Here is a 26,658-nt window from a genome sequence, read left to right as displayed (position 1 = left end):
ACTCTCCGTCAATTTCTCATTTTACCCGCCACATTTTTCGGACAATTCGATGGGCCGTCGTGAATCCACGATCACCCCAGTCGTCCAACATACGCCAACGTGGCTTGGGCTTCCAGCCTGAGACCACGTGAGCGCCGGGTTCGAACGGCCCATTGATCCCGTGAACACAGCCTCGGATTCCCAAAACAAGACGCTCCTTTCTTCATTCGCGTCAATTCGCGTCAATTCGCGGTTCAACTTTGTTTGGTTTCGGCCAACGGCCGTCCTGCGCCCTTCGTGGTGATCAATTTCTCGGTTGCAGCCAGAGGCTCCCCAGTGTTCTTTGTGTTCTTTGCGCTCTTTGTGGCTCAAAATCCAATCCCCCGCCCGCCGTGACCGCGCATCGCGCCCCGGATCGCCTCCTTTGTGCCTTTGCGACTTCGCATGAATAGCAATCCTTCTCCAACTTCTTTTCTTCGTGTCCTTCGTGCCCTTCGTGGTGATCCTCCTCTTTTGGGTTGCGGCCAGCGGCTGTTCCGCGTTCGTTGCGTCCCCTGCGGTTCCCCCACCCCCACATGGCGGCGAAGCCCCCAAAAACGCTATACTCGGCGCATCAAGCAGTGAAGTCAAACCCGCGCGGCGTGGCGGCGGCGCCCGGCGTGTGAAGAGGAGTATGTATCAATGCCCAAACCCCCACTATTGCGCCCCATCGACTGGGAGGAAGTCCTCCGCTCCGGCAAGGCGTTCGACGCCTGGCTCGCGGCGGCGGAGTCCGACGAAAACCGCGAAAAGATGGCGGCGGCCCTCGCCGGACTCACCCTGGAGGCGGACATCGCCGCCGGCCTTAAGGCCCTCAAGCGCACTGTAAATGTCGTGGTGATCGCCGAAGACTGGTGCGGCGACGTCGTCCGCCACGTTCCGGCCCTCGAAGCCATGGCCCGGGCTACGGACAAACTGCACGTGCGCTTCGTCACGCGCGAGCAGTATCTGGACGTCTTCACCCGCTTCCTCACCAACGGCGGCGAAGCCATCCCCAAGTTCATCTTCATCAACGACCAGTACGTCGAATGCGGCAACTGGGGACCGATGCCAGCCGAATGCCGCCGCCTGATCGCGCGCGGCAAGGCCTGTGGCGACCTCGCAGCCGCCCGAAAGCTCGTTTCCGCCGCCTACGATGCCGACCCCGAACTGAAGGTCGTCGTCCGCGAACTCTACGACCTCGTCCAGATCGCCAGCGCGGACGCTCCGTAGTCCGCTCCACCCGCAACCCCATTACTTTTAATGCCTTACCCCGATATCCCGCCGCCAGCGCTTGGCAGAAGGGCAGGATCCGGGTATACTTGGGGTGGCACACACGGTGTATGCCGGAACGGATGCCTGTTTTCACAGCCTGGCCTGGCTCGGCGTGCAAGCAGTCAGGAAAGGTGTGAAACGCCATGACCATCTGGATTCTCGCCTCGGGCGCCCTGTTGACTGGCGCGCTGCTCCTTGTCCCCCACCCCCAACTCGCGCCCAAACCCGTTCGTGTGCGCGCGACGCGCAAGAAACCGTAGGCGCCACCCATCAATGCGGGGCATGGGCACACCGTTGCGCGTTCTCCTGAGCGGCCTGATCGTGCTCGTTCTTTCGGGGTGCCCCCCAATCACCCCGCGCGTGACCGTGCCCGATGTAACGGGCATGACCCAATCCGAAGCCGCTTCCGCGCTCGAAATGGCGAATCTCGCCCTGGGAACCATCTCCGAAGCCCATAGCGAAAACGTCGCCCCGGGGCGCGTCATCACGCAAACCCCGGCCGCCGGTTCGTCTGTGCTCGCGGGTCGTCGCATCGCCATCACCACCTCGCTCGGACCGCCTCCCCCCGCCGAGGGTGAGGGTGAGGGTGAGGGTGAGGGTGAGGGTGAGGGTGAAGGCGAAGGCGAAGGCGAAGGTGAAGGTGAAGGTGAAGGTGAAGACAAAGCGCCCTTGCGCTGGTCCGACCCCGCCACCTGGGACGGTGACCCGCCCCAAGACGGCGACAACGTCACCATCGAGTCCGACCAGCACGTGCTGCTGGACGTGAGCCCGCCGCCCCTGGGCCTCCTGCTCGTACAAGGCACGCTCGAGTTCGACGACGCACCCATCGATCTTACCGCCGAGGGCATCATGGTCCACGGCGTGCTGCGCGCGGGTTCCGCCGAGGACCCGATCGAAGGCCCCCTGCACATCACCCTCAACGGCATGCCCGGCGGCGGTCCCCTGGGCCCAAGCGCGCGCGGCATCATGGTCATGGGGGGCGCCCTGGAACTCTATGGCGCGCCGCCGGCGCTTCCCTGGACGCGCATCAACGCCCACGCCGAGGCTGGAGCCACCGAACTGACCCTCGCGGATCCCGTCCCCTGGCGTCCGGGCGACGAACTCGTGATCGCCCCCACGGACTGGTACGGTGTAAGCGAGACCGAGATCGCGCGCCTGGCCTCCATCTCCGGAGATATGCTCGCCCTGGAAGCGCCGCTGGCCGATTTTCACTGGGGACGCCTCCAATACGTCGCCGAAACCGGCATGACCTTCGATCCCGCCGACGCCATCGCCCCGCCGCACCCCGATACGCCCGTCGTGCTGGACCAGCGCGCGGAAATCGGCAACCTCACCCGCAATATCGTGATACAGGCCCCGGACGACGACGCCTGGCGCGACGAAGGCTTCGGCGCACACATCATGATCATGGGCCCGGACTCCGCCGCGCGCGTTGACGGCATCGAAATTCGGCGCGGCGGCCAGCGCGGGCGCCTGGGCCGCTACCCCTTCCACTGGCACCTCCTGAGCTACGACGGCGTCAACTTCATCGCCGACGCGGACGGCCAGTTCCTCCGCAACAGCGCCATCAACCGCTCGGCCAACCGCGGCGTCGTCGTCCACGGCACAAACGGCGTGCGGGTGGAGAACAACGTAATTTTCGACACGCGCGGCCATGGCGTCTTCACGGAGGACGCCGTCGAACGCCGCAATACCTTCGAGGGCAACCTGATCCTCCGCGTCCGCAATCCCGCCCCCGCCGACGCCCTCAAACAGCACGAAATATTCGGCGACGGCGGATCCAGCGGCTTCTGGATCGCGAATCCCGACAACGTCACGCGCCACAACGCCGTGGCCGATTGCCAGGGCTTCGGCTATTGGCTCGCCTTCCCGGCCAACCCCTGGGGCGATAATATCGGCGTCGCCATGCGCCCGAACCGCCTCCTGTTCGGCGTCTTCGAGGACAACAGCACCCACACGAGCCGGGCCGAGGGCCTCATGCTCGATTTCGTCGAGATCGACAACGACGGAAACGTATTTCCCACCCAGTACATCTCCACCACCGACGGGATCGACCCCGTCTACCCGCGCGAAAACATGCGCCGCTTCCACCTCACCCGCCTGTCCACCTGGAAAAGCGGGCGCAGCGGCATCTGGGACCGAGCAAGCTGGCCGACAAACACCGGCATCGTCTCCGCGGACAACGTCGGGCGCTTTTTCGCGGGCGCGGGCGAGGACGGCCTCATCGAACACTGCCTCGCCGTCGGCGACAGCCTCAACAACGCCACCCCGCGCCCGGAGTCCTACGTCGAGTCGCTGGGCGGCACGGAAATACCCGCGGCCTTCGCCACCTACCACAGCACCTTCGATATCCGCGAGAACGTCGTCGTCAATTTCCCCCTCGTCCCCGATACCCGGAGCGGAGCCTTCGCCACCGACGATTACTACATCCGCCCCGTCGAAAAAGGCCAGGTGCGAAATACCGGCAACCTCCTTATCAACACCCACCCCGGCTACCGCTCGCGACCGCCCTTTACGCACTTCGTGCTCGCCGGAGCCCTCCTCGACCCCTACGGCATCTGGGGGCCCGCCGGCCAGTACATCGTGTACGACGAACCCTTCCTCACCCACGGCCAGCCCGTCACCCCCGTGGCGCCCGGCCCCGAAACAGGCGGCGTGAGCGTCCCCGGCCCCTTCTACGGCGTCATGGACTTCGTCATCAACAACCTCCGCCCCTACTTCCACCCCCTCATGGCCCTACAGGCCACGCGCCTCGACCCGGAAACCCTCGACCCCGTGGCTGCCTGGTCCGTCGACGCCGCCGCCGAGGACTGGCTCCTCTCCCCCTTCCGCCACTTCGCCGCGCACGCCGACGGCGTCTACCTCGTCGAATTCCCCGGATCGCCCATGCCCGTCGACTTCCGGCTCGGCGTCGAAAACCTCCTCGAACCCGAAGATACGCTCCTGCTGGGCATCCAATTCAGCGGCGCCGTCACCCCGGAAGTCTACGTCGAAGCCTACGGACGCCGGCGCGCGTACACCGCTGCCGCCTCCCTCGACGCAGTCCGCAATTCCGACGGAGAAACCTGGTGGCAGGACACCGACAACAACCGCGTATGGGTCAAGGTGCGCGGCGGCTTCTGGCAATTCTGGGACCTCACCGGAGAATTCGCCGTTCCCACAAACGACGAACTCCTCTACGAAAACACCGCGCTCCACATCAGCACAGATTAGAGCCAGATTACGTCGCCTTCCCCCTTTCCGCCTGCGGCGGACGTGCCGCACCATCCCCCCTTCCCACCTTCCCCCCTTCCACTCTGTCCACTCTGTCCACTCTGTCCACTCTGTCCACTCTGTCCACTCTGTCCACTCCGTCCACCCCGTCCACCCAAATAACTTGACACATCATCCAACCACACGTTACTATACCGTCTAGACGGTCCAGTAACCCCACCCCAGGAGAACCCCAAATGGTGCGCCCAAGCGGCAAAGAAGCCATGCTCGACGCCGCCGAAGTCGTGCTCACCGAGCAGGGGGCCTGGCGCCTGACACTCGACGCCGTCGCCGAGCAGGCCGGGGTGAGCAAGGGCGGACTCCTCTATCACTTCCCCACAAAAGACGCCCTCCTGCAGGCCCTCGTGGCGCGGCTGGCCGAGAAAGCCCGGGCAAAACGCGCCGCGCGGCGCGCCGACCTCGGAGACGATGTCGAAGCCGCCTTGCGGTGCGACGTGGAAGCCTGCCTGCTCGACGATGATCGAAACCCGCAACTGGGCGCCGCGCTGATATCCGCGCTGGCGAATTGTCCCGACCTGAAGGAGCCCATTCGTTCGTTCCACGTGAACCGCTTCGCCGAACTCGGGTCCCTTAATCTGGACGAAGAGGCAGCCATTCTGCTGCTGGCCGCCGACGGCCTGCGGCTGATGGAAACCCTCAATGTCTCGCCGTTTTCGGCGGATCAGCGCGAGGCGCTCGTGAACGCCATGCTGGCGATGGCGGCGCGCCTCGCGCGGGCAACCACGTAGCAGTACCGCCCGCCTGGCTGGCGCCCGGGCGGGACACGCACAACCGCAGGGGTGCGCATAGTTCCCTGAGTTCTGTAACGCCGTACCGCCGGGGGCCCGGTATGTCCTCCGGCGAAACGGATCCCGATCATGGAAAGGTCGATTTATGCAGTTCAACCGAATCCGAGTGATCCTCGCTACGCTCCTGCTTGCGGCGGGCAGTGTGCCATCCAGCGCGCAACCACCCGCCCCGCCGCCGCCGGACGTGACCTTCGTGGAAGTGCTCCCGCGCGACATGCCCGTGTCCTTTACCTTCGTCGGCGTGACGGAGGCCTCCCGGATCGTCGAAATTCGCTCCCGCGTGCGGGGCTTCCTGGAAACCCGAGAGTTTGAAGAAGGTTCGCTCGTCGAGTCTGGCGCCCGCCTGTACCTGATCGACCCGCGCCCCTTCGAGGCCGACCTGCAGATCGCGAAGGCCCGCGTCGAACAAGCGCAGGCCCGCCTCACCCTGGCGGAACGCGAGGCCGATCGCCTCCAGTCCGTCGCCGTGCCGGGAGCCATCGCCCAGAGCGATCTGGACAAGCAGCTCGCGGAACAGACCAACGCCGCCGCCGCCCTTAACCTGGCGAAGGCCGAGCTCGCCAAAGCCCAACTCGAACTCGGATACACCACGATCGCGGCCCCGCTCACCGGGTACGTCGGCAAGACCCTCAAGGAAATCGGCAGCTTCGTGGACGAGGGCCAGAACGGCCTGCTCACCGAAATTCGCCAGGTGGATCCGATCTACGTGAGCTACCCCATGACCGAGCGGGAGTTCCTGCGCTGGCGCTCCTTTTCGTCAAATGGCGGCTATGTGCTGGCCGGCGCGGAGCAGCCCTACATCGAAATCACCCTCCTGGACGGAACCGCCTACCCGGAAAAAGGCGTCCTCGACTTCGAGAGCACCACCGTCGACACCCGAACCGGCTCCGTCGAAATGCGCGCCACCTTCGCCAATCCGGACCGCGTCCTCAAACCCGGCCAGTTCGTCCGCGCGCACATGCGGGGATATGTCCGCCCCGGAGCCATTGCAATTCCGCAGCGCGCGGTCAACGAGTCGCCCCAGGGAAGCTACGTCTACGTGCTCGCCGGGGACAACACCGCCGAACAGCGATACATTGAGCCCGGCGATTGGAGCGGCGCGGAGTGGATTGTCGAGTCCGGCCTGTCGGCGGGCGAACGTGTGCTGATTGACGGCCTGATCAACGTGCAGCCGGGCACGGAAGTCGCCCCTTCCCCGCTGGTCGGGCAAGCCACGCCAGACGCGGCCGGCAACGCCAGCGCCGCCGGGGAATAGCGTATGTTGGCGAAATTCTTCATCGATCGACCGGTGTTCGCCGCGGTGATCTCGATTGTGATTACCCTCTGCGGCGCGGTGTCCATCTTTTTCCTCCCAGTCGAGCAATCGCCCGAGATCACGCCGCCCACCGTCGTAATCCAGGCAAACTATCCCGGCGCCGACGCGGAGACCGTCTCGGAGTCCATCGCAACACCGATCGAGCAGGAACTGAGCGGCATCGAAAACCTGCTCTACTACCAGTCCACGGCCACCAACAACGGCCAGCTCACCGTCGTGTGCACATTCAACATCGGCGCCAACCTGGACATCGCCGCGGTCGAAGTTCAGAACCGCCTCAAGCGCGCCGAGCCGCGGCTGCCCCAGGAAGTAATACGCCAGGGCGTCTCCGTGACCAAGCGCGCCAACAACATCCTCGGCGTGGTCGCCCTCAACGCCGAAAACGGCCAGGTGGACGACATCTTCCTCGCCAATTACGCCACCATTAACCTGCTCGACGCGCTCAAGCGCGTACCGGGCGTCGGTGACGTCACCGTATTCGGCGGCAAAGACTATTCCATGCGCATCTGGCTCAACCCGGACCAGCTTGCGGCGAGAGGCATGACCATCAGCGACATCGCGAACGCGATCCGCGAGCAGAATTCCCTCTTCGCGGCGGGACGTATCGGCGCGGAACCGATGGAAGGCGAGGTCGCCTTTACGATCCCCGTCATCACACAGGGACGCCTTTCCGAACCGGAAGACTACGAGGAAATCATCCTCCGCGCGGAACCGGACGGCTCCATGCTCCGGCTGGGGGACGTATCCCGCATCGAGCTGGACGCGCTGAGCTACGATTCCTTCGGCCGATACAACGCCAAGCCCGCCGTACCGATCCTGATCTTCCTGCAGCCGGGAGCCAACGCGCTTTCGACCCTGCTCGGCGTAAAAGAGGAAATGGAGGTGCTCGCCCGGAACTTCCCCGAGGGCGTGCGCTATGACATCCCCTTCGACATCACCCGCTTCATCGACGCATCCATCACCGAGGTCGTAAAGACACTCCTTGAAGCCGCCCTGCTCGTGGTGCTGGTCGTGTTTGTCTTCCTGGGAAGCTGGCGCGCCACCTTCATCCCGCTGCTCGCCGTCCCCGTCTCCATCATCGGAACCTTCCTGGGCATGATGGCCCTTGGCTTCTCCATCAACACGCTCACCCTCTTCGGCCTCGTACTCGCCATCGGCATCGTGGTCGACGACGCGATCCTCGTCGTGGAAAACGTCGAGCGCGTTCTGCACGAAGACAAGAAGCTCTCGCGGCGCGAAGCCACCGTCAAGGCCATGCGGCAGATCTTCGGAGCCGTCGTGGCCAGCGTGCTCGTGCTCCTGGCGGTATTCCTTCCCGTGGTCTTTCTGGGCGGCCTCACTGGAGCCATGTACCAGCAGTTCGCCATCACCATCTGCGTCTCCGTGGCCATCTCCGGCATCGTGGCCATTTCCCTGAGCCCCGCGCTGTGCCGGCTCATGCTCCAGCGCACGCACCAGAAATGGGCCCCCTTCCGCGCCTTCGACTGGTTCTTCGAGAAGGGCCGGAATTTCTACGTGCGCGTCGTCCGCCTCGCCATACGATTCAGCTACCTGACCGTCGCCCTCTTCCTGGGCCTCGTCGCGCTGACCTATGTGCTCTTCGGACGCGTCCCCGGCGGGTTCGTGCCACAGGAGGACCAGGGCTACTTCATCGTCGCCGTGCAGCTTCCCCAGGGAAGCGCCCTCAACCGCACCACCAGGGTGGTCGAAGAGGTGGAGGAATTCGTCCTGGCGCAGTCCGAGGTCGAGCACGTCGTCGCGCTCGTCGGCATCGACTTCCTCTCGGGCTTCGTGCCAAACACCAACGGCGCGGTCATGTTCGTCAATCTCAAAAACTGGAAGGACCGGCCGGGACCCGACCACCACGTCGAAAGCGTTGTGGGCCGCATGTTCGGGCGCTTCGGCGGCCACAAGGACGCCCTCATCCTCGCCCTCAACCCCCCCGCCATCCGCGGCCTGGGCGTGCGTGCCGGCTTCGAGATGCAGCTCCAGGCCCGCGGCGTCAGCGACATCGAGCAGCTCGCCGAAGTCTCGCAGGATTTCATGGCCGCCCTGGGGGGGGACCCCCAACTGCAAAACCTGAATTCCGTCCTCAACATCAGCCAGCCCCGCATCTTCGCGAACGTCGACCGCACCCGCGCCAAAGCCATGGGCCTGCGGATGAACGAGATCTTCGACAGCCTTCAGGCCTACCTCGGCGCCCTCTACGTAAACGATTTCACAAAGTTCGGGCGCGTATACCGCGTGCAGGTCCAGGCCGAGTCGGAGTTCCGCCGGGAGCCCGGCGACATCCGCCGGATATACGCCCGAACCAACAACGGCGATATGGTCGAACTCTCCAGTGTCATCGATCTCGACTTCAACGCCGGACCCAACCTCGTCACCCGCTTCAACAGCTACCCCAGCGTACAGATCACCGGCGAGCCCGCGCCCGGATTCAGCACCGGCGACGCCCTCAAGCGCATTGAGGCCATCGCCGCCGAATCCCTCCCCGAGGGCTACGGCTTCGAATGGAGCGGCGCGTCCTACCAGGAAGTCGCGGCCGGCAACCAGGCCCCCTACATCCTGATGTTCGGCCTCGTGATGGTCTTCCTGGTGCTCGCGGCCCAATACGAGAAGTGGTCCCTGCCCTTCGCCGTGATCCTCGCCGTGCCCTTCGGCATGTTCGGAGCTGTCGCCGCGGTCTACGCCCTCGGCATGCCCCGCGACATCTACTTCCAGATCGGCCTCCTCACCCTCATCGGCCTGGCCGCGAAAAACGCCATCCTCATCGTCGAGTTCGCCGCACAGGAGCGCCGCGCCGGCAAGGGCATCGTCGAGGCCGCCCTCGAAGCCGCCCGCCTGCGCCTCCGCCCCATCCTCATGGTCTCACTCGCATTCACCATGGGCGTATTGCCCCTCGCCATCAGCGCAGGAGCCGGCGCCGCGGGGCGGCGTTCCATCGGCACCGGCGTCATGGGCGGCATGATCGCGGCCACCTTCCTGGCCGTGGTCTTTGTGCCGGTATTCTTCGTACTGATCCAGAAGCTGACCGAACTCATCCGCGGGAACAAGCCGGCCGCAAGCGACGGCGATCCCGAAACGGAGTAAAATTATATGCGCGCACCATTAAACTTTGCCGCCGCTGCGGCCCTCGCTGTACTGGCCGCCGGCTGCGTGACCGGGCCGGACTACGACCGCCCGGATCTCGATACGCCGCCCGGCTGGGTTTCGGAAAAAGCGACCGGCGTCACCGAAAGCGACACGGATGTCGCCCGCTGGTGGGAGCAGCTCCAGGACCCCGTCCTGAACGGCCTCATCCGCCGCGCGGTCGAAAGCAACCTCGACCTGCGCATCGCCGGTACCCGCGTCCGGGAGGCCCGCGCCGCGCGTGGCATCGCGGAATCCGCCCTCATGCCCCAAGTCGGCTTTGACGCCGCGGCAACCCGCTCCCGCGGCCCCGAGCAGAACTTCGACAGCGGCCCGCCGGTTTCGGGCGGCCTGAGCCTCGGGCCGGGCGGCCTCTCCCGCACCATCACGATCCGCGGGCGCAATACATCCATCTCGCAAACCGCAAACGCGGCCGGCGCGACCACCGGCATCACCATCAGCCCCTCGGGCGGCGCCCCCGATCGCACGACGGATCTTTTCCGCGCCGGATTCGACGCCTCCTGGGAGCTCGATGTCTTCGGTGGAAACAGGCGCGCCATCGAGGCGGCCGACGCGGAATTGCAGGCCGCCATCGAGGCCGAGCGCGATGTGCTCGTGTCGCTCGCCGCCGAAGTCGCACTGAACTACATCGATCTCCGCGCCGCCCAGCAGCGCCTCGCCATCACCCAGCGGAATATCGAGGCCCAGGCGGAAACCGTCAACCTCACCAGCGCCCGGTATGACGCCGGCATCAGCAGCGAACTCGACGCCGTCCGCGCCGAAGCCCTCCTCGCCACCTTCCAGGGGCAGGTTCCCCTGCTGGAGCAACAGATCGCGAGCGCGATCTACCGCATCGGCCTCCTGCTCGGCGGCGCGCCCGGATCCCTCCTCGAAGAGCTGGAACCCGTCCAGGCCCTCCCGGCCGCCCCGTCCGCAATTCCCGTCGGCCTGCCCTCGGAGTTGCTCCGCCGCCGCCCCGATATCCGCGTCGCCGAGCGGCAGCTCGCGGCACAGAACGCGCGCATCGGCGTCGCCATGGCCGAACGCTATCCCCGCTTCTTCCTCACCGGCGGCGTCTCCAGCCAGAGCAACGTCCTCGGCAACCTGGCCGAAAGCGGCAACCTCCTCGGCTCCATCGGGCCCCGCGTCAACTGGCCCGTTTTCCAGGGCGGGCGCATTCGCGCCAACATCGAAGTGCAAAACGCCCGCCAGGAAGCCGCCCTCCTCCGCTACGAGCAGACCCTGCTCGGAGCCCTGGGCGACGTCGAACATGCCCTCGTCGGCTTCAACAAGGAGCAGGTCTTCCACCGGACCCTCAAGGAAGCCGTCGCCGCGAACCAGCGCGCGGTAAAACTCGCAAACGAGCGCTACCAGCGCGGCCTTGAAGGCTTCCTGAACGTCCTGCAGGCGCAGCGCGACCTCTTCAACACCGAGGATCAGCTCGTCCAGAGCGAGAGCATCGTACTGGCGAACCTCGTCGCCCTCTACAAAGCCCTCGGCGGCGGGTGGGACCCCAACGCGGTCGTCCCCGACGCGGACGCCCCCGCAAATGCCCCGGCCCCCTCCGAACCGGCGGAGCCCGCGGCGGCCCAGGTGGAATAGCCCAAAAACAACGCGCGGGCCGGGAATCGTATCCCGGCCCGCGTTCTTTTTGCTTCGGGATGCCCTATTCCCCGATGCAGTACAGCATCTCCCGGCGCTCCTCGCCCCGGCCCTGCGTCACCCGCATATAGATCCGATTCCCGCAGATCGCCAGCGTCGCCTGAACCTCATCCGCCGCAATCCGGTTCTCCGCCACGGGCGTAAATGCGTCCGGCCGCGCCGCAAAAACGAAGGTCGTTCCATCGTCCGCCGTCGCGTAAATCTGGCCGTCCGCCATCACCAGCGACGCGCCAAACTTCGCGCGCAGGCGGTGCTCCCAAACAAGTTCGCCCGTCTCCAGCCGGTAGCACCGGGCGTCGCCATTGTCATCCACGGAGTACAGGTGGCCATCGTGCAAGATCATCGAAGGCACATACACCATCGTCTCGTTCCGCCACAGCTGCTCGCCCGATCCGTCACCGCGCAACACCGATATGTGTTTGCTCGGATAGCCGCCACTCGTCACGACCACGGATCCATCGGTCACAGTCGATGTCACGCACTCCGTCGTCGCGCCGGGCGTCTCCCAGTTCACCGCGCCGCTCATCGGGTCGTAACTGGCCACCATATCACACCCCACCAGGATCGCCTGATCGCGCCCAGCAACGTTCAGGATCATCGGCGACGTATAATTCGGGTTCTTCGGCCGCGGCTGCGACCAGACAAGATCGCCGGAAACGCGATCGTAGGCCGAGATGACGCCGCCGCCATGATGATCAACGGAGACCATCACCAGCGGGCCGTAAAGGGCCGGCGACGCCCCGTAGCCCTGGTGCATGACATAGTCCGAGACCTTCCGCTGCCAGAGTTGCGCTCCGTTCAAGTCCAGCGCCGTCAGGTGCACCGCGTTGTCGTTGATGAAGCTCGCAAACACCCGCTCGCCATCGCACGCCACCGTGCACGACGCCTTCGATGATCGCACGTGGCCCTGCCGCCCCTCCGACGCAAAACCGCCCTGGTGCACATCCGTCTTCCACTGAAGCGCGCCCGATTGCCGATCAAAACTCAGCACCGACTGGATCTCGGCAGCCTCGTCGGAAGTCGTCAGGTAGATCCGGTCCCCCACCACCGTCGGCGAAGAATAACCGCGCCCGGGAACCTCCACCTTCCACAGAACATTCTTTTCCTCGCCCCATTCCGATGGCAGCGACTGCCCGGAGGCCGCCACACCATTGCGGTCCGCACCGCGCCACCACGGCCAGTCATCCGGGCCCACCGAAAGGCCATCACCCCCCGCGGCGGCGCGCGCCCCGCCACTGAACGGCGCGACAATCAACCCGGCAAACAGCAACAAGAACAACCTGCGGCAAACCATCGAAAGCTCTCCCGGGACCCGGACCGTTCAGGCGCCACGCCCGAACACCTCCGCGTTCCCGCATAGCTTAACACGTCCCCCCACCGGGACGCAGACATTCCCGTCCACAATAACCCACCCCACACAAGGGACGTACCGCCGCAAATACGCCCAACCCCAAAGCACACACCCAACGTATTCCGTTACACCGCCTACAAACCACAAACGCCCCAACGCGGGGGTACGTCCCGGCCCGGTTCGATCCACCCCAAACAAGGGACGTACCGCCGCAAACACGCCCAACCCCGAAGCACACACCCAACGTATTGGGTTACACCGCCTACAAGCCACAAACGCCCCAACGCGGGGGTATGTCCCGGCCCGGTTCGATCCACCCCAAACAAGGGACGTACCGCCGCACATACCCCCAATCCCGAAGCACACACCCAACGTATTCCGTTACACCGCCTACAAACCACAAACGCCCCAACGCGGGGGTACGTCCCGGCCGGGGTCAACAAAGTAAGGGGTGCAGCTCTGACATTACCGATGAATTACAAGCGCTATGAAGCGGGCCTTCAGCCCTTATCGATTATTGGATCCCTTAGCCTGGGCCGATGGCCCAGGCTGGTTTGAAACAGGCCTTCGGCCCTGAGTAGCGTTTCTTCAGCGCCGAAGGCGCACGATCATATCAGCCTGGGCCGCCGGCCCAGGAAGAATGACGACGATTTCGGCCAGGGCTGAAAGCCCGTATCATAGTGGGTTTCCGGCGAAGTGCAAAAATCGAGACTACGCTTACTTCCCCACTGTCTGGGCGGGGTAATACCAGAACTCCACCCAACGTAAGATAGCCGTCCCGCCTGTCCACGGCGGCAAAGCCGCCCGCCCACACCTACCAATCCACCCGCCCGGATCAGGTACCATAAACCCCAGAAATTGCACCGCACTACCGGATACCCACACCGTGGAATTCTACGACATCACCTGCCCCCACTGCTGGCAAACCTTCTCCATCCCCCTCGACCTCTCCCTCAGAGGCCAGTGCTTTATCTACGACTGCGAGATCTGCTGCAACCCCCTCGAAGTCGAATACCAGGTCGAAGCCGGACGCGTGTCCTGGTGCGACGCACGCTCTATCGAGCAATAGCCCCCGCTACATGTCCGAAAGCGTCCGCGGGGGCCACGCCGCCCGCAACGCGTTCAACACCGCCAGCACGTCGATGATCTCCTGGCAAACCGCGCCCTGCACCGGGCTCAAATGCCCCGCAGCCGCCAGCCCCATCCCGATAAGGCTCAGCGCCATGCCGCCCAGCACGCTCTGCAGCACAATCGCGCGCATCCGCCGGCTGATATGCAGAAACTCGTCCACCTTTTGCAGCGTATTGTCCATGATCACCACCCCCGCCGCCTCCGCCGTGACATCGCTCCCCTGCCCGATCGCCATACCCACCGTCGCCGCCATCATCGCCGGCGCATCGTTGATGCCGTCCCCGACATAGAGCGTGCGCGCCCGCGCGGTTTCCTCCCGAACAATCGCCAGCTTCTCCTCCGGACTCTTCTGCGCGTGGATCTCCGTCACCCCCACTTCCTCCGCCAGGTAACGCACTTCCGACTCGCGGTCGCCGGAAACGATCATCAAACGCTTGAACTGGTGCCGCGGCCCCAGGTGCCGCATGAAGGAATGGCTCTCCGCGCGCGGCGAATCCCGGAAACGGCATGTCGCGGCGAGCGTCCCGTCAACAATCACCACACACTCGAGCCCCCCCGCAAACTCGGGCAGGTGCTCCAGCCCCGCCACCGGCTCCCCATCGATCTTCTTGCGGCTGGTTATACGAATTGCGCGCCCCTCGACCATGCCCCGCAGCCCCTCGCCCGGACGTTCCCGAACGGACTCCGGATCCGGAATGACCAACCCCTCCCCCTCCGCCGCCGCCACGATCGCCTCCGCGAGCGGGTGCTTGGAATAGCGCTCCACCGCCGCCGCCAGGCGCAACACCTCCCGACGCTCGAAACCCGGGCCCGGCGCAAGCTCCGTCAGGGCCGGCTCCCCATAGGTCAGCGTCCCCGTCTTGTCGAATATCGCCGTACGGCACCGGGTCATCTGCTCCAGCGCGATCGGGCTCTTCACCACAATCGCACGCCGCGCGCAAAGCGAAATCGAACCGATAATCGCCACCGGAATCCCGATCAGCAGCGGGCACGGCGTCGCGATCACCAGCACCGCCAGAAAGCGCAACGGATCGCCGCTGACCAGCCACGCCCCCACCGCAATAACCACCGCCAGCGGCGTATACGCCGCCCCCAGCTGATCCCCCAGACGGCGCATCTGCGGGCGCGTCGCTTCCGACTCCCGCATCACCGCCATAATCCGCGCGTACCGCGAATCCGCCGCCCGCCGCGTCGCCTGAATGGTCAGCGCGGACTCCCCATTGATCGAGCCCGATATCACGCTCGACCCCAGCGTCTTCGTGATCTGAAACGGCTCGCCCGTTAGGTACGACTCATCCATCACGCTGTGCCCCGCAAGCACCTCGCCATCCACCGGACAGATCTCGTGCGGATAAACCACCAGCGTGTCGCCCACCGCCACCCGGTCCAGCGCCACATCCTCCAGCGTCCCGTTCTCACCCTTTCGATGCGCCACCGACGGCATCCGCCGCGCCAGCGCCGCCAGCACGGAAGACGCGCTGCGCAGCGCGTATGCCTCCAGCGCCTCGCCCCCCGAAAGCATCAACACGATAATCGCGCCCGCCAGATACTCCCCCAGCACGACCGACGTCACGATCGAAATGCCGCCAAGCAGGTCCGATCCAAACTCGCGCCGCAGGGCCTTCGCCCCCAGTTCGAACACCAGCGGCGTCCCGCCCAGCGCCAGGCAGATCCACAACGGCGCATCCGCCCGCCACCCCGCCAGCCCGAACCCGAAACGCAGCGTCAGATACGCCGCAATCATCGAAAGCGCCAGCGCCGTGATGCCGGCAATCTGATAACGTCGGAGCAAGGCCACAAGGCCCCGCGAAGCTTCATCGGCCATTACAGTGAGCGTCCTTCCATGGAAAACCGTCCGCGTGCGAGCCCCCTCCCCGCACCCCAAGCGTACGCCTTCCCCAGCCCCCGCTTCCACCACGCAATAAAAAACGCCCAACCAGGGGACATACCGCCAGCACAACCAAGGGACGTACCGCCGCGCATACGCCCGATCCCGAAGCACACACCCAACGTATTCCAACACACCGCCCCCAACCCACAAACGCCCCAACGCGGGGGTACGTCCCGGCCCGGGTCGAGCCAAACCACGCCGCGCCACCAAATCCAGCCTGCTACCCCGCCCGTCCACCGCGCCGCAAGGCGCAAACCTTACTCGCCCCGCTACAGGAAGCCCGAATTCCAAACCGAAAAGACGTGAGCACCGGATAGCGCCCAATTGCATAGCCGCGTAGCGGCGGCATACCGTAGCCCAGGGCGAAGCGAGATCGCGCGACAGCGCGAACGAGCCAGCCCTCGGTTACCCGCCCCCAAACGATAAAGCCCCAGCGGGGCGACATAGAACCTTCCGACCAACCACATCCGCCACTACAACGTACGCGACCACCACCAATCCCCAGCCCAGAAAAGGGACGTACCGCCGCACACCCCCCCAACCCCGAAGCACACACCCAACGTATTCCGACACACCGCCCCCAACCCACAAACGCCCCAACGCGGGGGTACGTCCCGGCCCGGGTCGAGCCAAACCACGCCGCGCCACCAAATCCAGCCGACTACCCCGCCCGTCCACCGCGCCAAAAGGCGCAAAGCAGGACAGCCGTCCCGCCTATCCAAAGCGCCGCAAGGCGCAACAACGATCCAAACACGCCCCTCCCCGAAAACCCAGCCCAACCAAGGGACGTACCGCCGCACACCCCCCTACCCTCGAAGCGCACACCCAACGTACTCAGACACACCGCCCCCAACCCACAAACGCCCCAACGCGGGGGTACGTCCCGGCCCGGGTCGAGCCAAACCACGCCGCGCCACCAAATCCAGCCGACTACCCCGCCCGTCCACCGCGCCGCAAGGCGCAAAGTAGGATAGGCGTCCCGCCTGTCCACGGCGGCAAAGCCGCCCGCACCGCCCGCACCGCCAACTGCCCGCGCCCCCGTAGCCCATCCCTGCATACCCGAAACCAATCGAGTTGAACCGCGAATGGACGCAGATGAACGCGAACAGGGCTCGTACCCAATTAAGCGCCCAATTGCATAGCCACGCAGTGGCGGCATACCGTAGCCCAGGGTGACGGTCGTGCCCGCGCCGAAGGCCGGTACGACCGGAACCCTGGGTTACCCGCCCCCAAACAATAAAGCCCCAGCGGGGCGACATAGAACCTTCCGACCAACCACATCCGCAAATCCAACCCGCGCGACCACCCCCAAACCCCAGCCCGCAAGCCATCCCCCCGAACCGCCCTCACCCCGCCCCGCGCGCACCCAGCAAAAACCTCGCCCGCTCCGGAAACCGCCCCACTTTGGAGCACTAGTCTATCCAAATCATGGCTGGTATTCCGCGCCGATGATTGCTATGATTAGCAAAAAGAAAACAACTGATTAAATATTCAGAAAGCTCCCTCATGCCCCTCCTCACATCAATCGAGATTTGCGCCGGTGCTGGTGGTCAAGCCCTTGGGCTGGAAAGCGCCGGATTCCAACACCGGGCCCTCGTCGAAATCGACCCGCATTGCTGCAATACACTCCGCTACAACCGGCCCAACTGGCACGTCGTGGAAGGCGATGTGAATCACTTCGACGCCAGGCCCTATCGCGGCGTCGACTTGTTAGCGGGCGGTGTACCCTGCCCTCCGTTTTCCAAGGCGGGGAAACAGCTGGGGCATCAGGACGAGCGCGATCTGTTTCCCCAGGCCCTCCGACTGGTCGAGGAATGCCGTCCGAAAGCCGTAATGCTGGAAAACGTCCGGGGCTTTCTGGACCCGGTCTTCGATGGCTACCGCAAAAACCTCAAAGCGCAACTGGAAAAACTCGGGTATGCGGCGGACTGGCGGCTGCTCAATGCGTCCGATTTCGGTGTGTCGCAACTACGCCCCCGTGTCGTCATCGTAGCGATCCGGAAAGATGTTCCAGGAACATTCACCTGGCCAGAGCCAACCGGCGCCAGACCTCTTACCGTAGGCCAGTTGCTGCGCGATCTCATGGCGTCACGGGGCTGGAGCGGCGCGAAGGCGTGGGCGGAGCGCGCCAGCGACATAGCGCCAACCATCGTGGGCGGTTCAAAGAAGCACGGTGGCCCCGATCTCGGTCCGACGCGCGCGCGAAAGGCTTGGGCGGCATTGGGGGTCGACGGTCTCGGTGTCGCCAACGAACCGCCGGATCCCGAGTTCACCGGCATGCCGAAATTGACCGTGCCGATGGTCGCGCGCATACAAGGCTTTCCGAACAATTGGGTATTTACTGGAAAAAAGACGCCGGCATATCGCCAGGTCGGCAACGCATTCCCCCCGCCCGTCGCGCAGGCCGTGGCAACCCAGATAAGCGCCTGTCTGGCCGCCGGCAACTCAGCTTTGGCTGTTGCGGGCTGAGCCCCCCAGTTTCTATACTTCTGCCACGTTTCAGCCGAGAGGAATGGCATTTCATGTCAAAAGGACGTAGTGGCAAGCCGAAAGGCGCACGTGCACGGCTGCGGGAACATTTTCTCGCGAATATCGGTCGTGTGATGGATTCCGATGAACTACGAAAGGTTGCAGGCAATATCACCGAATGGGCCCGGCGCGTGCGGGAACTTCGCTCGGAGGAGGGATACCGCATCCTTACCAACAACGACCGAAGCGATCTGAAGCCCGGGCAGTATTTGCTGGAAACAGCTAAGCCAGAACCAGCCTTTGAACGCGCTATTTCGAAGGAAACGCGCGCGTTCGTCCTTGATCGCAATGGTTACACTTGCCAGATGTGCGGCGCCGCCCCTGGTGACCCACATCCTTATGATCCTACCCGACCGACTCGCCTGCACATCGGGCATATCATCGACAAGAGCCAGGGAGGAACCGACGATCCGGCCAACCTCCGGGCAATCTGCTCCGTCTGCAATGAAGGCGCCTCCAACCTCACGTTGGAAAGGCCTTCCAGCGCGAAGTTGCTCGTTCAGATTCGCCGTGCGACGGGCGCGGCGCAATTAGACGTGCTCAAGTGGTTGATTAGCAAGTACCCCGCTCAGGCCGCGAAGTTCTTGGAAGAGTAAGAGACCGGCGAGTAGATTACCGGCTTTTCTTCCCCCAACGGCAACACTCCGCAATGCAGCACCGCCGGCATTCCGGGCGCACCGGCTTACAAACCGCGCGCCCGTGCTGGACGAGGCTGATGTGCAACTCCCGCCGGATCGCCGGCAGCACCAGCGCCTGCGCGGCGTCCGCGACGTCCTCCATGCGGCGTTTCCCCCGCTTCAGCCAGCCCGCGCGTTCCATGATGCGCAGACAATGCACATCCGCCGGGAACACGTCGCGGCCCAGCGTGTACAGCAACACGCAGCGCGCCGTCTTCACACCGACGCCGGGCAGGCGGCGCAGATACGTCTCGGCGTCCCCGGTTGGCCAATCCGCGAGGCCGTCCAGCGAGGTTTCTCCGAAATCGGCATGGACCCGCGCCAGAATCGCCTTGATGTAGCGCGCCTTCTGCACGGAAAGCCCCGCGCCGCGTATGGCCCGCTCGATGGATCGCGCCGGCGCGCGGCGGGCCGCCTCCCAGTCCGGATAACGCGCGCGCAACGTTGCATACGCGCGCTGGTAGTTGATTTCCGAAGTCTGCCCGGAGAGGATAATGTAGATCAGATCATCCAGCGCACGGGGCGGATTGTCCAGGTCCGTCTTCGGATACGCAAAGGCCAGCCGGAACGCCGCCCGCACAATCTCGCGCTGAATTCGGGTCATGCGCGCCATTGTAACGAAACCGGGCGCCGCGGCAACCCCGCCGCGGCGCCCGAATACATTTCCCCTCGCCCCCTTAGAACGTCACGCGGGCCCGGTACGTAAGCTCCACTTCGCCATCCGCCGGCACGGCTATCGAGAACACCGCCGTCCGCGCATCCTTCTTCTCGTGCGTGTGCGACGACTCGAGGATCCGCCAGTCGCCCGGCATCGGCTCGACCACATCAACCGTCACGTCCTGATCCTTGTGGTTCCGCAGCACAATGCGGAAGCTCGATTCGTGCACGTTGTTCGCAACCCGGGTGAAGTCCGTCTGCGTCCGCTCGCCCACGATATCGAAGGCGTTGCCGAGGCGCAGGCGCACCGTCTCATTCTTGGGCGTGTGCTTGATGCGGTCCTCGCCCGCGAACTGGAGCATCCCGCTGGAATCCTCCTGGTACACGCGCATCACACCCGCCGGCAGCGGCATGCCCAGCTGGTTCTCCTCGGCGTTCTCAATCTCCACAAACACGCCGACTTTTTCCGGCGGGACGGGCGCGGGCTGCATGTAATAGTGCTCCTGGCCACGGAATTCATACACCTTCGTCACCTTCGCGCCCTGGGCGCGCAACAGGCTGACCTGCTTGGTCTGATTCTGCTTGATCGTCGTGCGCCGCGGCATGGTGTACAGGTGGTACTCCGCGAAGGACTCCTCCTGCGGCATGAAGCTGTCCGCCGCCACCGCCATCTCCGCCGACATCCGCATCATCGGCCGCTCGGGGCGCACGACGTTCACATCGCCCGCGACCAGCTTGAGCGCGGCGTTGTTGTACGTCGTCCCCGACCCGTTGGTGAGCGTCACCCAGCCCTCGACATCGAGCGATTGCTCGTCCCGCGAAAGCCGCAGCACATAGTCCGCCCGCCACGAAATCCCATTCGCCAGGTACGTCACCTCCACCTCATGATCGGCCCCGCCATTGTCCAGCAGCCATACCAGCGTGGGCTTCGCGATCAGCTCCTCCGGGATCTCCGGAAGCACCACGGTTCCGGGATGCCCCAGGTAGATCTCCTCCCCCACCTGATAAATCGGACCCTCGTTGTTCGCCAGAAGCGTCGCCTCCACCTCGTGGAACGAATAGTCCGACGACTTGTTAATCAGCCGCACCGCGCGCCCGACGTACTTGTTCATCAGCGCGGACGGGCTCATGAGATCGAACTCGTAGTTCTGCTCAAGGATCGTCAGCCCCCCCGGGTTCGAGGTCGATTTCAGGCTCACCGTCTCCGGCAGAATCTGCGACGCCACATCCATGAACTTCAGCTGGACCTCGCCGGGCAGCAACTTGATCGTCCGGCGATCCCGGACCAGCGCCCGATCGTTGTTATACACCGTGATCGCCACGTCCGTCTGGTCCGCCAGCGTCGTTTCGCCCGCATTCACCGACTCCGCCAGCGGATCGTTCAGCCGGGGCGTCGCCGGGGCCGCGTTGGCCGCCGCCGCCTGAAGTGCGGCGCGCGCCGAGGCTTCCAGCGCGTCCGCGCCCGCCGTGCCCGCGATCAGCGCCGCAAAAAATAGAAAAGTCGCGTACTTCCTCATAGGGGGTCTCCTTGTCCGGACCGTAGCGCGCGCGCCCGGTTACCGGCTGGGTATCGGCCAGAGCCACCGGGCCGATTCGCCCCGGCGGCGGTTCACTTCATGGCCCCTTAGACACCAACCCCGCGCGCCGGTTCGCACAAAAATCTCAGCCGGCCGACGCCGTCACCGTCACGGCCAGATGTTCGGGCGTCAACCGGATCAGCATCGGAACCAGCGGCTCGATCATCGTGGGGAACGTGACGTCCCGACCGCCGACCAGGTCCCGGCCGCGGTCCACCTGCGTGGCCAGCGTGCAGTACGCCGGCTCCTTGCGCAGATTCAACAGATAAAGATAGCCCTCCCCGTCAATCTCCACATACCGCGACTTCAACCCCTCAACCGGATACCCCTGGCGCGTGATGGGCCGCGGTATCTGCGGCAACACCCCAAGCACCGTCGCGGCGTCCATCGCGTGCAGGTACTCCGTCGGCAGGTTCAACCCCCGCACAAGCACCGTATTGCCCGTGTTCCGGATCAGGTCCCCGCGCGAGTAGCCCCGCTCGTTATACGGGATCGGCGCCCCCGTCCGGGCCACCGTGCCCCCCGCCTCCACGTATTCGCTGATCTCGCGGAACGCCGCCTCGCCCAGCGCCGGCGTATCCGGAATCACAAGAATCTTGAGCGCGTCCAGGATCCCCGCCTCGCACTGGTCCTCCGAAATGAATCGCACCTTGTACCCGCCAAACGAGGTCCCTTCGTAAGCGTTCAGCGCCGATCGCAAGTGCGGGTCCCCATCGTCGAACACCTTCGAGGCATAGCTGAAAAGTATACCCACGTCCGCCGGCGCGGTCTGAAACGCATGCACAATCGGAGCCAGCCGGTTCAGATCGAGCGACGCCGTCGCCAGCGCTTCAACCATATACGGATCCTGAAATACCAGCGAATCCATCGGAACCGTCGCCCCGCCCAGCCCGGACATCGCCCCTTCCCACAGCGCGCTGTGCACATACCGGTACGCAAGTTCACCCGTCGTGTTCGCGCCCGCGTCCAGCTCCAGCCGCAGGTTGAACACAGGCCGCTCCGCCTGGAACGACTTCAGCAATGTGTAATACGCCGACTCCCGGGGATAATCCAGGGCGAACACCTCGTTCGCCCGGACCGATCGCGCCGAACAGCCGGAATAATCCAGCAACTCGGAAAGGCGCTCCCGGTTGACACCGTGCCGGGTTTCCCCCGCCGCAAACACACTATCCGGCAGCGTCGCCATCAGCGGCGTGCCAGGCAGGGCCGACGCCACCAGATCGCGCGACCAGCGAAAGTAGCTGTGCCCCAGGGCCTGGTGATAGGTCTGCCAGTCAAACTGGTACGGGCGGTGTTGCTGGTACGTGTCGTAAGGATTCGTGCTCCACGGCGTGATATCGTCCAGGCTGGCCAGGTGCGCCCGCCACGAACGGTTCAACGTCAGCCGGTCCGAGTAATTGGCCCGAAGAAAATCCAGGAACCCCGTCTTCACATCCTCGCCATCGAATTGGAAATACGCATCGTCCGACAGGCTCACCCCAAACAACATCGGGCGCCCGGAAAGCATCGGGCCGGCCGCGCGAACATACCCCTCCCAGTATGCGCGCGCCGCGGGCTCGGCCAGGTTCGTCTGGCCGCCGCGCCGCAACTCCGGGTGCTGTTCAAGCAACCCCGGCGGTATGTCGTGCGGCGCAAGCTGTACCGCAACCGCGATATTGTGATCCACCGCCGATTCAAAAAACGGCTGGAGCGTTCCCGGCCCCGCCCCTTCCCGAACATCCCCCGCCCCCAGGACCAGCGTCGCCGCGTTGAACTGATACCGCCGCAACTGCGCCAGCATCTCCGGATCCCGCGCCGGCAGCGCGCCCCCAAGAAGAAACAGCGGCCTGCCACCCGAAGTAAAGCCGCCCCGCGATACGCCGATCTCTCCAGGATTGACCGGGGGAATCGCCGGCGACTGCTCGGGCTGCGTCGTCCCGAAGACGATTCCCGCCCGAACCGCATCGATCCGATCCTTCGCATAACGGAGCCGGTTTGAAAGCGACTCCCACGCCTCGCCGGCGGCGTCGCCGCGGGCCATACGCAGCACATCCGTCAATATATTCGTTTTCAGGCGCAGGTACGGCTGCGCGGATCCCGCCGCCTCCATCGCCCCCAGAGACCGGTTCAATTCCGACGCCTGCTCCTCATACTGCTCCAGATCCGAAAGCATCCGGTCCGCGCTGACCTTGCGCAATATGAACGCCTGCGACGGCGTGTCCAGAAGCAGGGTGTGGCCGACCGTGATTGTCCCCCGATACTCCCCAACCGGAAGCGCCGCCGCATCCAGCGTAATCTGGCACGTGTTCGAGCCCGCGTCGATGTCCAGCGGCAATGCCCCCGATACCACGGGAGCCCCAAGCGCATCCACCACATTCAGGTAGACCTGCGCCCGCAAAAAGGAAAAGTCACTCTGGAGCACACACGTGAAACGCATCTCCGCCCCGCCAGCACCGGTCTCCTCCCAGTCAACCGCCAATTCGAGGTGGCGGCCGCCTGCGTTCGCGCCCGGGACAACCCAGAGCCACGCCTGATCAGATCCGTCCGCCTCGGCAATCGCCCGCCCCGCCGGCGCCATAAGCAACACGGCGCAAAAGACAAGACCAAGCCAGTTCATCAAGGGAGATTTCATGCGAGCCTTCCTTCGGAGCGCACGCAGCCAACGGCCCACGCGCGGTTTCTGCCCCGCTATAGTACCCATCCGGTCTGGATCGATGCAATGAATCAACGGACCACGGCGTTCAAATTAAGACCCTCCAGGCGGTCCGGGCCGCCGTCACCCCAATAATCTCTTTGTTTTTTGCGCTCTTCATGCTACTACCCGTCACCTTCCTGTTTTTTCTGAAGGTTCGTGCGACCAGGAGCCCCATAACCATCTGGTGTAAAGGTATTTGCAAAGCAGAAACCCCAGTGGGAATCTCCGGGCCGGGCCGTGCATTTCGTAGTCGGTATTTCGTAACACTTTAGCGGAGTGAAGTTGGCTTGATTTCTCGACGACACAAACCTGCGCCACAACGGAAGTGCGGACCAATGGGAGCGCGGGCGGCCCGCCCGCATCGCGCCGAAGGCGCGAATCGGATAGACGGCTGTGATCCGGGTCCAGTCGTCTCCCCGCTCAAAGGCGCCGATACTGCAAACACGCCATGCACCTCCGGTGCATTGCAGGCGGGGACGCCTGCGCTCCCAGCCTGGCGCGCTCTCGTCGTAGTATCTCGGCATGACAAGAATGAATTGGGGCTGCTTCGTATGGCTGACGTGTTACGGTATTTCTTATTGCCCACGGATTACACCGATGACACGGATTGCAGCGACGCTCGAACCAAACGAGAAAAAGCCGCCCTCCACCCGATCAACGCCTCTACACTCCTGATACTGAACAATCCGAACAGGCTGCCTCGGAAATCGCACGCAGCCGCCGGCAGGCCCCAACGACCGAAATCATTTTCTATCCGTGTCATCAGTGCAATCCGTGGGCGCAATTCTTGATCGCCGCCCGCGGCTGCTCCCGATGTATTCGTGCATTCGTGTGCATTGGTGTTCATTCGTGGTTAAGAATGCGCTCTCTGCGTTCTCTGCGGTTAAAACTCTTCTCTGTTTCCCTTCTTGTCCTTCGCGCCCTTCGTGGTGATCATTTCTATCACGTCCCTTCGAGGTTCCCCCGACCCGTAACGCGCCACCAACCACATGGTATAGTACCCGGGAGAGCACACGCGCCCATCGGGTAGCCCTCCCGCGGAAAAAAATTGCCGCGACTGCCCCGTTGCCGGGAACTTTTCGGGAACCGACGGCATTATAGACTCAAGACCGGAGCAAAACCCGCTGTGATGGAGGCGGATCGGTGGGAATCCGAACGGGCCGGGGCGCCGGTAATTAATTGACACCTATGCGAATCCAAGCGTACAATTCGTACGTTTTTGAACGAACAAAACTCCCGAGGAGTGATTCCCAATTCGCTCCGGGTAGAAAAAGGCGTTCCAAAATGGGACTTCGAAACTACACCATTCTATTCCTCGCCGTCGCCCTGTGCAGCGTGGCCATGCCCGTCTCCGGCCTCTCCATTCCCGCCGACAAGCAGGACGTGCAAAAAATCTTCTATGGGGCCCCCGAGTCCTTCGAAAAACCGGCCCGCGTCAACTATCAGGACATTGTGAAGGCGACCCCGGAGTATTCCTCCATCAAGAAGAAAAAAATTGTCAGCGGTTCCGCCAAATACTGGATCCTGATCAGCAAGGCCAGCGAGCGGGCCCAGAAACTCATTAAGGAAGTGGGCGAAGAAACGGCTTTTGACCTGATCGTGGCGGACGGCTACCTCGAATCCCTGGAGCCGGCGATTCAGGCTGAAGACGTCACCGAGCTGGTGCTCGAAAAGCTCAAGTAGTCCCTTCACCACCACCGGTCCTTTCAATCCATGCGGGTGTTGTCTATGCCCAGGCTGTTCCAAGGGGGGGCATGCGCGCTGAGCGGGTTCCTCCTGCTTGCGCTGTTGGCGGGTTGCCAGAACACCCAGCAACCCAGGCTGATTCGCGACAATAGCGGCCCATTTGCGTCAAACAACGCCGCACTCATCAGCGCAAGCGCCCGGCAGGACCTCGCCGAAGCCCAGCGTATGATGCGCGCCGGGGAATATTCCGTCGTCATACCCCGCCTCACCTCGCTCGTCGCACAATACCCGGACACGGACGCGGGAAAAGAAGGGTGGTACTTCCTCGGGCTGACCTATTACAAGATTAACGGCCTCTACAACGCCGATCGGAGTTTCAGGAAGTATCTGGAACTGGCCCCCGAAGGAAAATACGCCGGCCTCACGCGCGAATACGTGGCGGGCATCGAGGCCGCAACACTGGCGCAGGCCGTCGACACGGCCGCACTGGAAGCCCGCGTGGCAAGCTTCGATGGCGTCGCCGAACCGCAGGAGCTCGCCGCCCATTTGGAACTGGCCAACGTTTACTGGAATAATACCGACTACAACAAGGCCGCATTCCTCTACCGGAGAATACTTTCCATCTGGCCATCGCTGAAAGACGACGCGGTCATCCGCCAGCGCATGGAACTCGGACCGGACGGCGAATATGTCGTGCTCACTCCCGACGAGGTGGAGCGGCGCTACGCGGACGCGGAGCCGCTGGCGATTTTCAACACACAATCCTGGAGAAGCGGCCGCTACCGCGCCGACCAGTACGATTACTCCAACCAGCACTATAACGTTTCCGGCCAGGTGGTGAACCGTGCGGACTACCCCCTGCGAGACGTCGCCGTCATCGTTACCATATATGGCTTCGCGGGGCGCGTCTACGACAGCCAGCGCTACGCTATCGGCCGATTGAACCCCGGAGATACGCGCGCATTCAGCCTGCGTTTCACCAATTTCGACAACATTGAGAACGTGCACCGCTACGAATGCGTCGGCACGTACCTCCGATAAGGTCT

Annotated in this window: 16 protein-coding genes; 11 read left to right on the top strand and 5 right to left on the bottom strand. The window is 64.1% G+C overall.

Annotated elements, in window-relative coordinates; all coding sequences use genetic code 11:
* Positions 1-660: 660 nt before the first annotated feature.
* From KF886_01685 to KF886_01660, 6 genes are all read left to right on the top strand, one after another.
* On the top strand, positions 661-1,230 hold the full coding sequence (locus KF886_01685) for a thioredoxin family protein (protein ID MBX3176048.1): 570 nt from the start codon (positions 661-663) through the stop codon (positions 1,228-1,230).
* Between the two features lie 324 nt (positions 1,231-1,554).
* The gene (locus KF886_01680; protein ID MBX3176047.1) at positions 1,555-4,485 is read left to right on the top strand and encodes a PASTA domain-containing protein; all 2,931 of its coding nucleotides are present in this window, start codon (positions 1,555-1,557) and stop codon (positions 4,483-4,485) included.
* Positions 4,486-4,721: 236 nt separating this feature from the next.
* Positions 4,722-5,273 carry a TetR family transcriptional regulator gene (locus KF886_01675; protein MBX3176046.1) on the top strand — a complete coding sequence of 184 codons (552 nt, stop codon included), beginning with the start codon at positions 4,722-4,724 and terminating at the stop codon, positions 5,271-5,273.
* 145 nt (positions 5,274-5,418) lie between these two features.
* Positions 5,419-6,588: an efflux RND transporter periplasmic adaptor subunit gene (locus KF886_01670; protein MBX3176045.1), complete on the top strand. Its 1,170-nt coding sequence runs from the start codon at positions 5,419-5,421 to the stop codon at positions 6,586-6,588.
* Between the two features lie 3 nt (positions 6,589-6,591).
* Positions 6,592-9,738: a multidrug efflux RND transporter permease subunit gene (locus KF886_01665; protein ID MBX3176044.1), complete on the top strand. Its 3,147-nt coding sequence runs from the start codon at positions 6,592-6,594 to the stop codon at positions 9,736-9,738.
* A gap of 6 nt (positions 9,739-9,744) precedes the next feature.
* Positions 9,745-11,379: an efflux transporter outer membrane subunit gene (locus tag KF886_01660; protein MBX3176043.1), complete on the top strand. Its 1,635-nt coding sequence runs from the start codon at positions 9,745-9,747 to the stop codon at positions 11,377-11,379.
* Between the two features lie 64 nt (positions 11,380-11,443).
* On the opposite strand, the gene KF886_01655 is transcribed toward KF886_01660, so the two are convergent.
* The gene (locus tag KF886_01655; GenBank protein ID MBX3176042.1) at positions 11,444-12,733 is read right to left on the bottom strand and encodes a PQQ-binding-like beta-propeller repeat protein; all 1,290 of its coding nucleotides are present in this window, start codon (positions 12,731-12,733) and stop codon (positions 11,444-11,446) included.
* A 943-nt stretch (positions 12,734-13,676) separates the two neighbouring features.
* Here KF886_01655 and KF886_01650 point away from each other — a divergent pair.
* Positions 13,677-13,859: a CPXCG motif-containing cysteine-rich protein gene (locus tag KF886_01650; protein MBX3176041.1), complete on the top strand. Its 183-nt coding sequence runs from the start codon at positions 13,677-13,679 to the stop codon at positions 13,857-13,859.
* Positions 13,860-13,865: 6 nt separating this feature from the next.
* Here the strand turns inward: KF886_01650 and cadA are convergent, their stop codons facing one another.
* On the bottom strand, positions 13,866-15,746 hold the full coding sequence (gene cadA / locus KF886_01645; GenBank protein ID MBX3176040.1) for a cadmium-translocating P-type ATPase: 1,881 nt from the start codon (positions 15,744-15,746) through the stop codon (positions 13,866-13,868).
* 1,572 nt (positions 15,747-17,318) lie between these two features.
* Between cadA and KF886_01640 the strand changes: the two genes are divergently transcribed.
* Both KF886_01640 and KF886_01635 read left to right on the top strand, forming a co-directional pair.
* Positions 17,319-18,281, top strand: a complete 963-nt coding sequence (locus KF886_01640) for a DNA cytosine methyltransferase (GenBank protein ID MBX3176039.1) — start codon at positions 17,319-17,321, stop codon at positions 18,279-18,281.
* A 134-nt stretch (positions 18,282-18,415) separates the two neighbouring features.
* Positions 18,416-18,937, top strand: a complete 522-nt coding sequence (locus KF886_01635) for an HNH endonuclease (GenBank protein ID MBX3176038.1) — start codon at positions 18,416-18,418, stop codon at positions 18,935-18,937.
* A 16-nt stretch (positions 18,938-18,953) separates the two neighbouring features.
* Here the strand turns inward: KF886_01635 and KF886_01630 are convergent, their stop codons facing one another.
* The 3 genes from KF886_01630 to KF886_01620 all read right to left on the bottom strand — a co-directional run bounded on the left by KF886_01630 (position 18,954) and on the right by KF886_01620 (position 23,863).
* Positions 18,954-19,622 (bottom strand): endonuclease III, encoded by a 669-nt coding sequence (locus KF886_01630; protein ID MBX3176037.1) that lies wholly within the window; start codon positions 19,620-19,622, stop codon positions 18,954-18,956.
* A gap of 73 nt (positions 19,623-19,695) precedes the next feature.
* Positions 19,696-21,192 (bottom strand): DUF4139 domain-containing protein, encoded by a 1,497-nt coding sequence (locus tag KF886_01625; protein ID MBX3176036.1) that lies wholly within the window; start codon positions 21,190-21,192, stop codon positions 19,696-19,698.
* Positions 21,193-21,337: 145 nt separating this feature from the next.
* Positions 21,338-23,863, bottom strand: coding sequence for a hypothetical protein (locus KF886_01620; GenBank protein MBX3176035.1), 2,526 nt, complete (start codon positions 23,861-23,863; stop codon positions 21,338-21,340).
* 1,347 nt (positions 23,864-25,210) lie between these two features.
* Between KF886_01620 and KF886_01615 the strand changes: the two genes are divergently transcribed.
* A complete protein-coding gene (locus KF886_01615; GenBank protein ID MBX3176034.1) occupies positions 25,211-25,609 on the top strand; it encodes a hypothetical protein in 399 nt (132 codons plus the stop codon).
* 45 nt (positions 25,610-25,654) lie between these two features.
* Positions 25,655-26,653, top strand: coding sequence for an FxLYD domain-containing protein (locus KF886_01610; protein MBX3176033.1), 999 nt, complete (start codon positions 25,655-25,657; stop codon positions 26,651-26,653).
* The last annotated feature ends 5 nt before the right edge of the window (positions 26,654-26,658 follow it).

The sequence above is a fragment of the Candidatus Hydrogenedentota bacterium genome, assembly GCA_019637335.1.
Lineage (GTDB): Bacteria > Hydrogenedentota > Hydrogenedentia > Hydrogenedentales > JAEUWI01 > JAEUWI01.
Note: the sequence above shows the minus strand (reverse complement) of the source record. Positions and strands in the feature narration are given on the sequence as shown.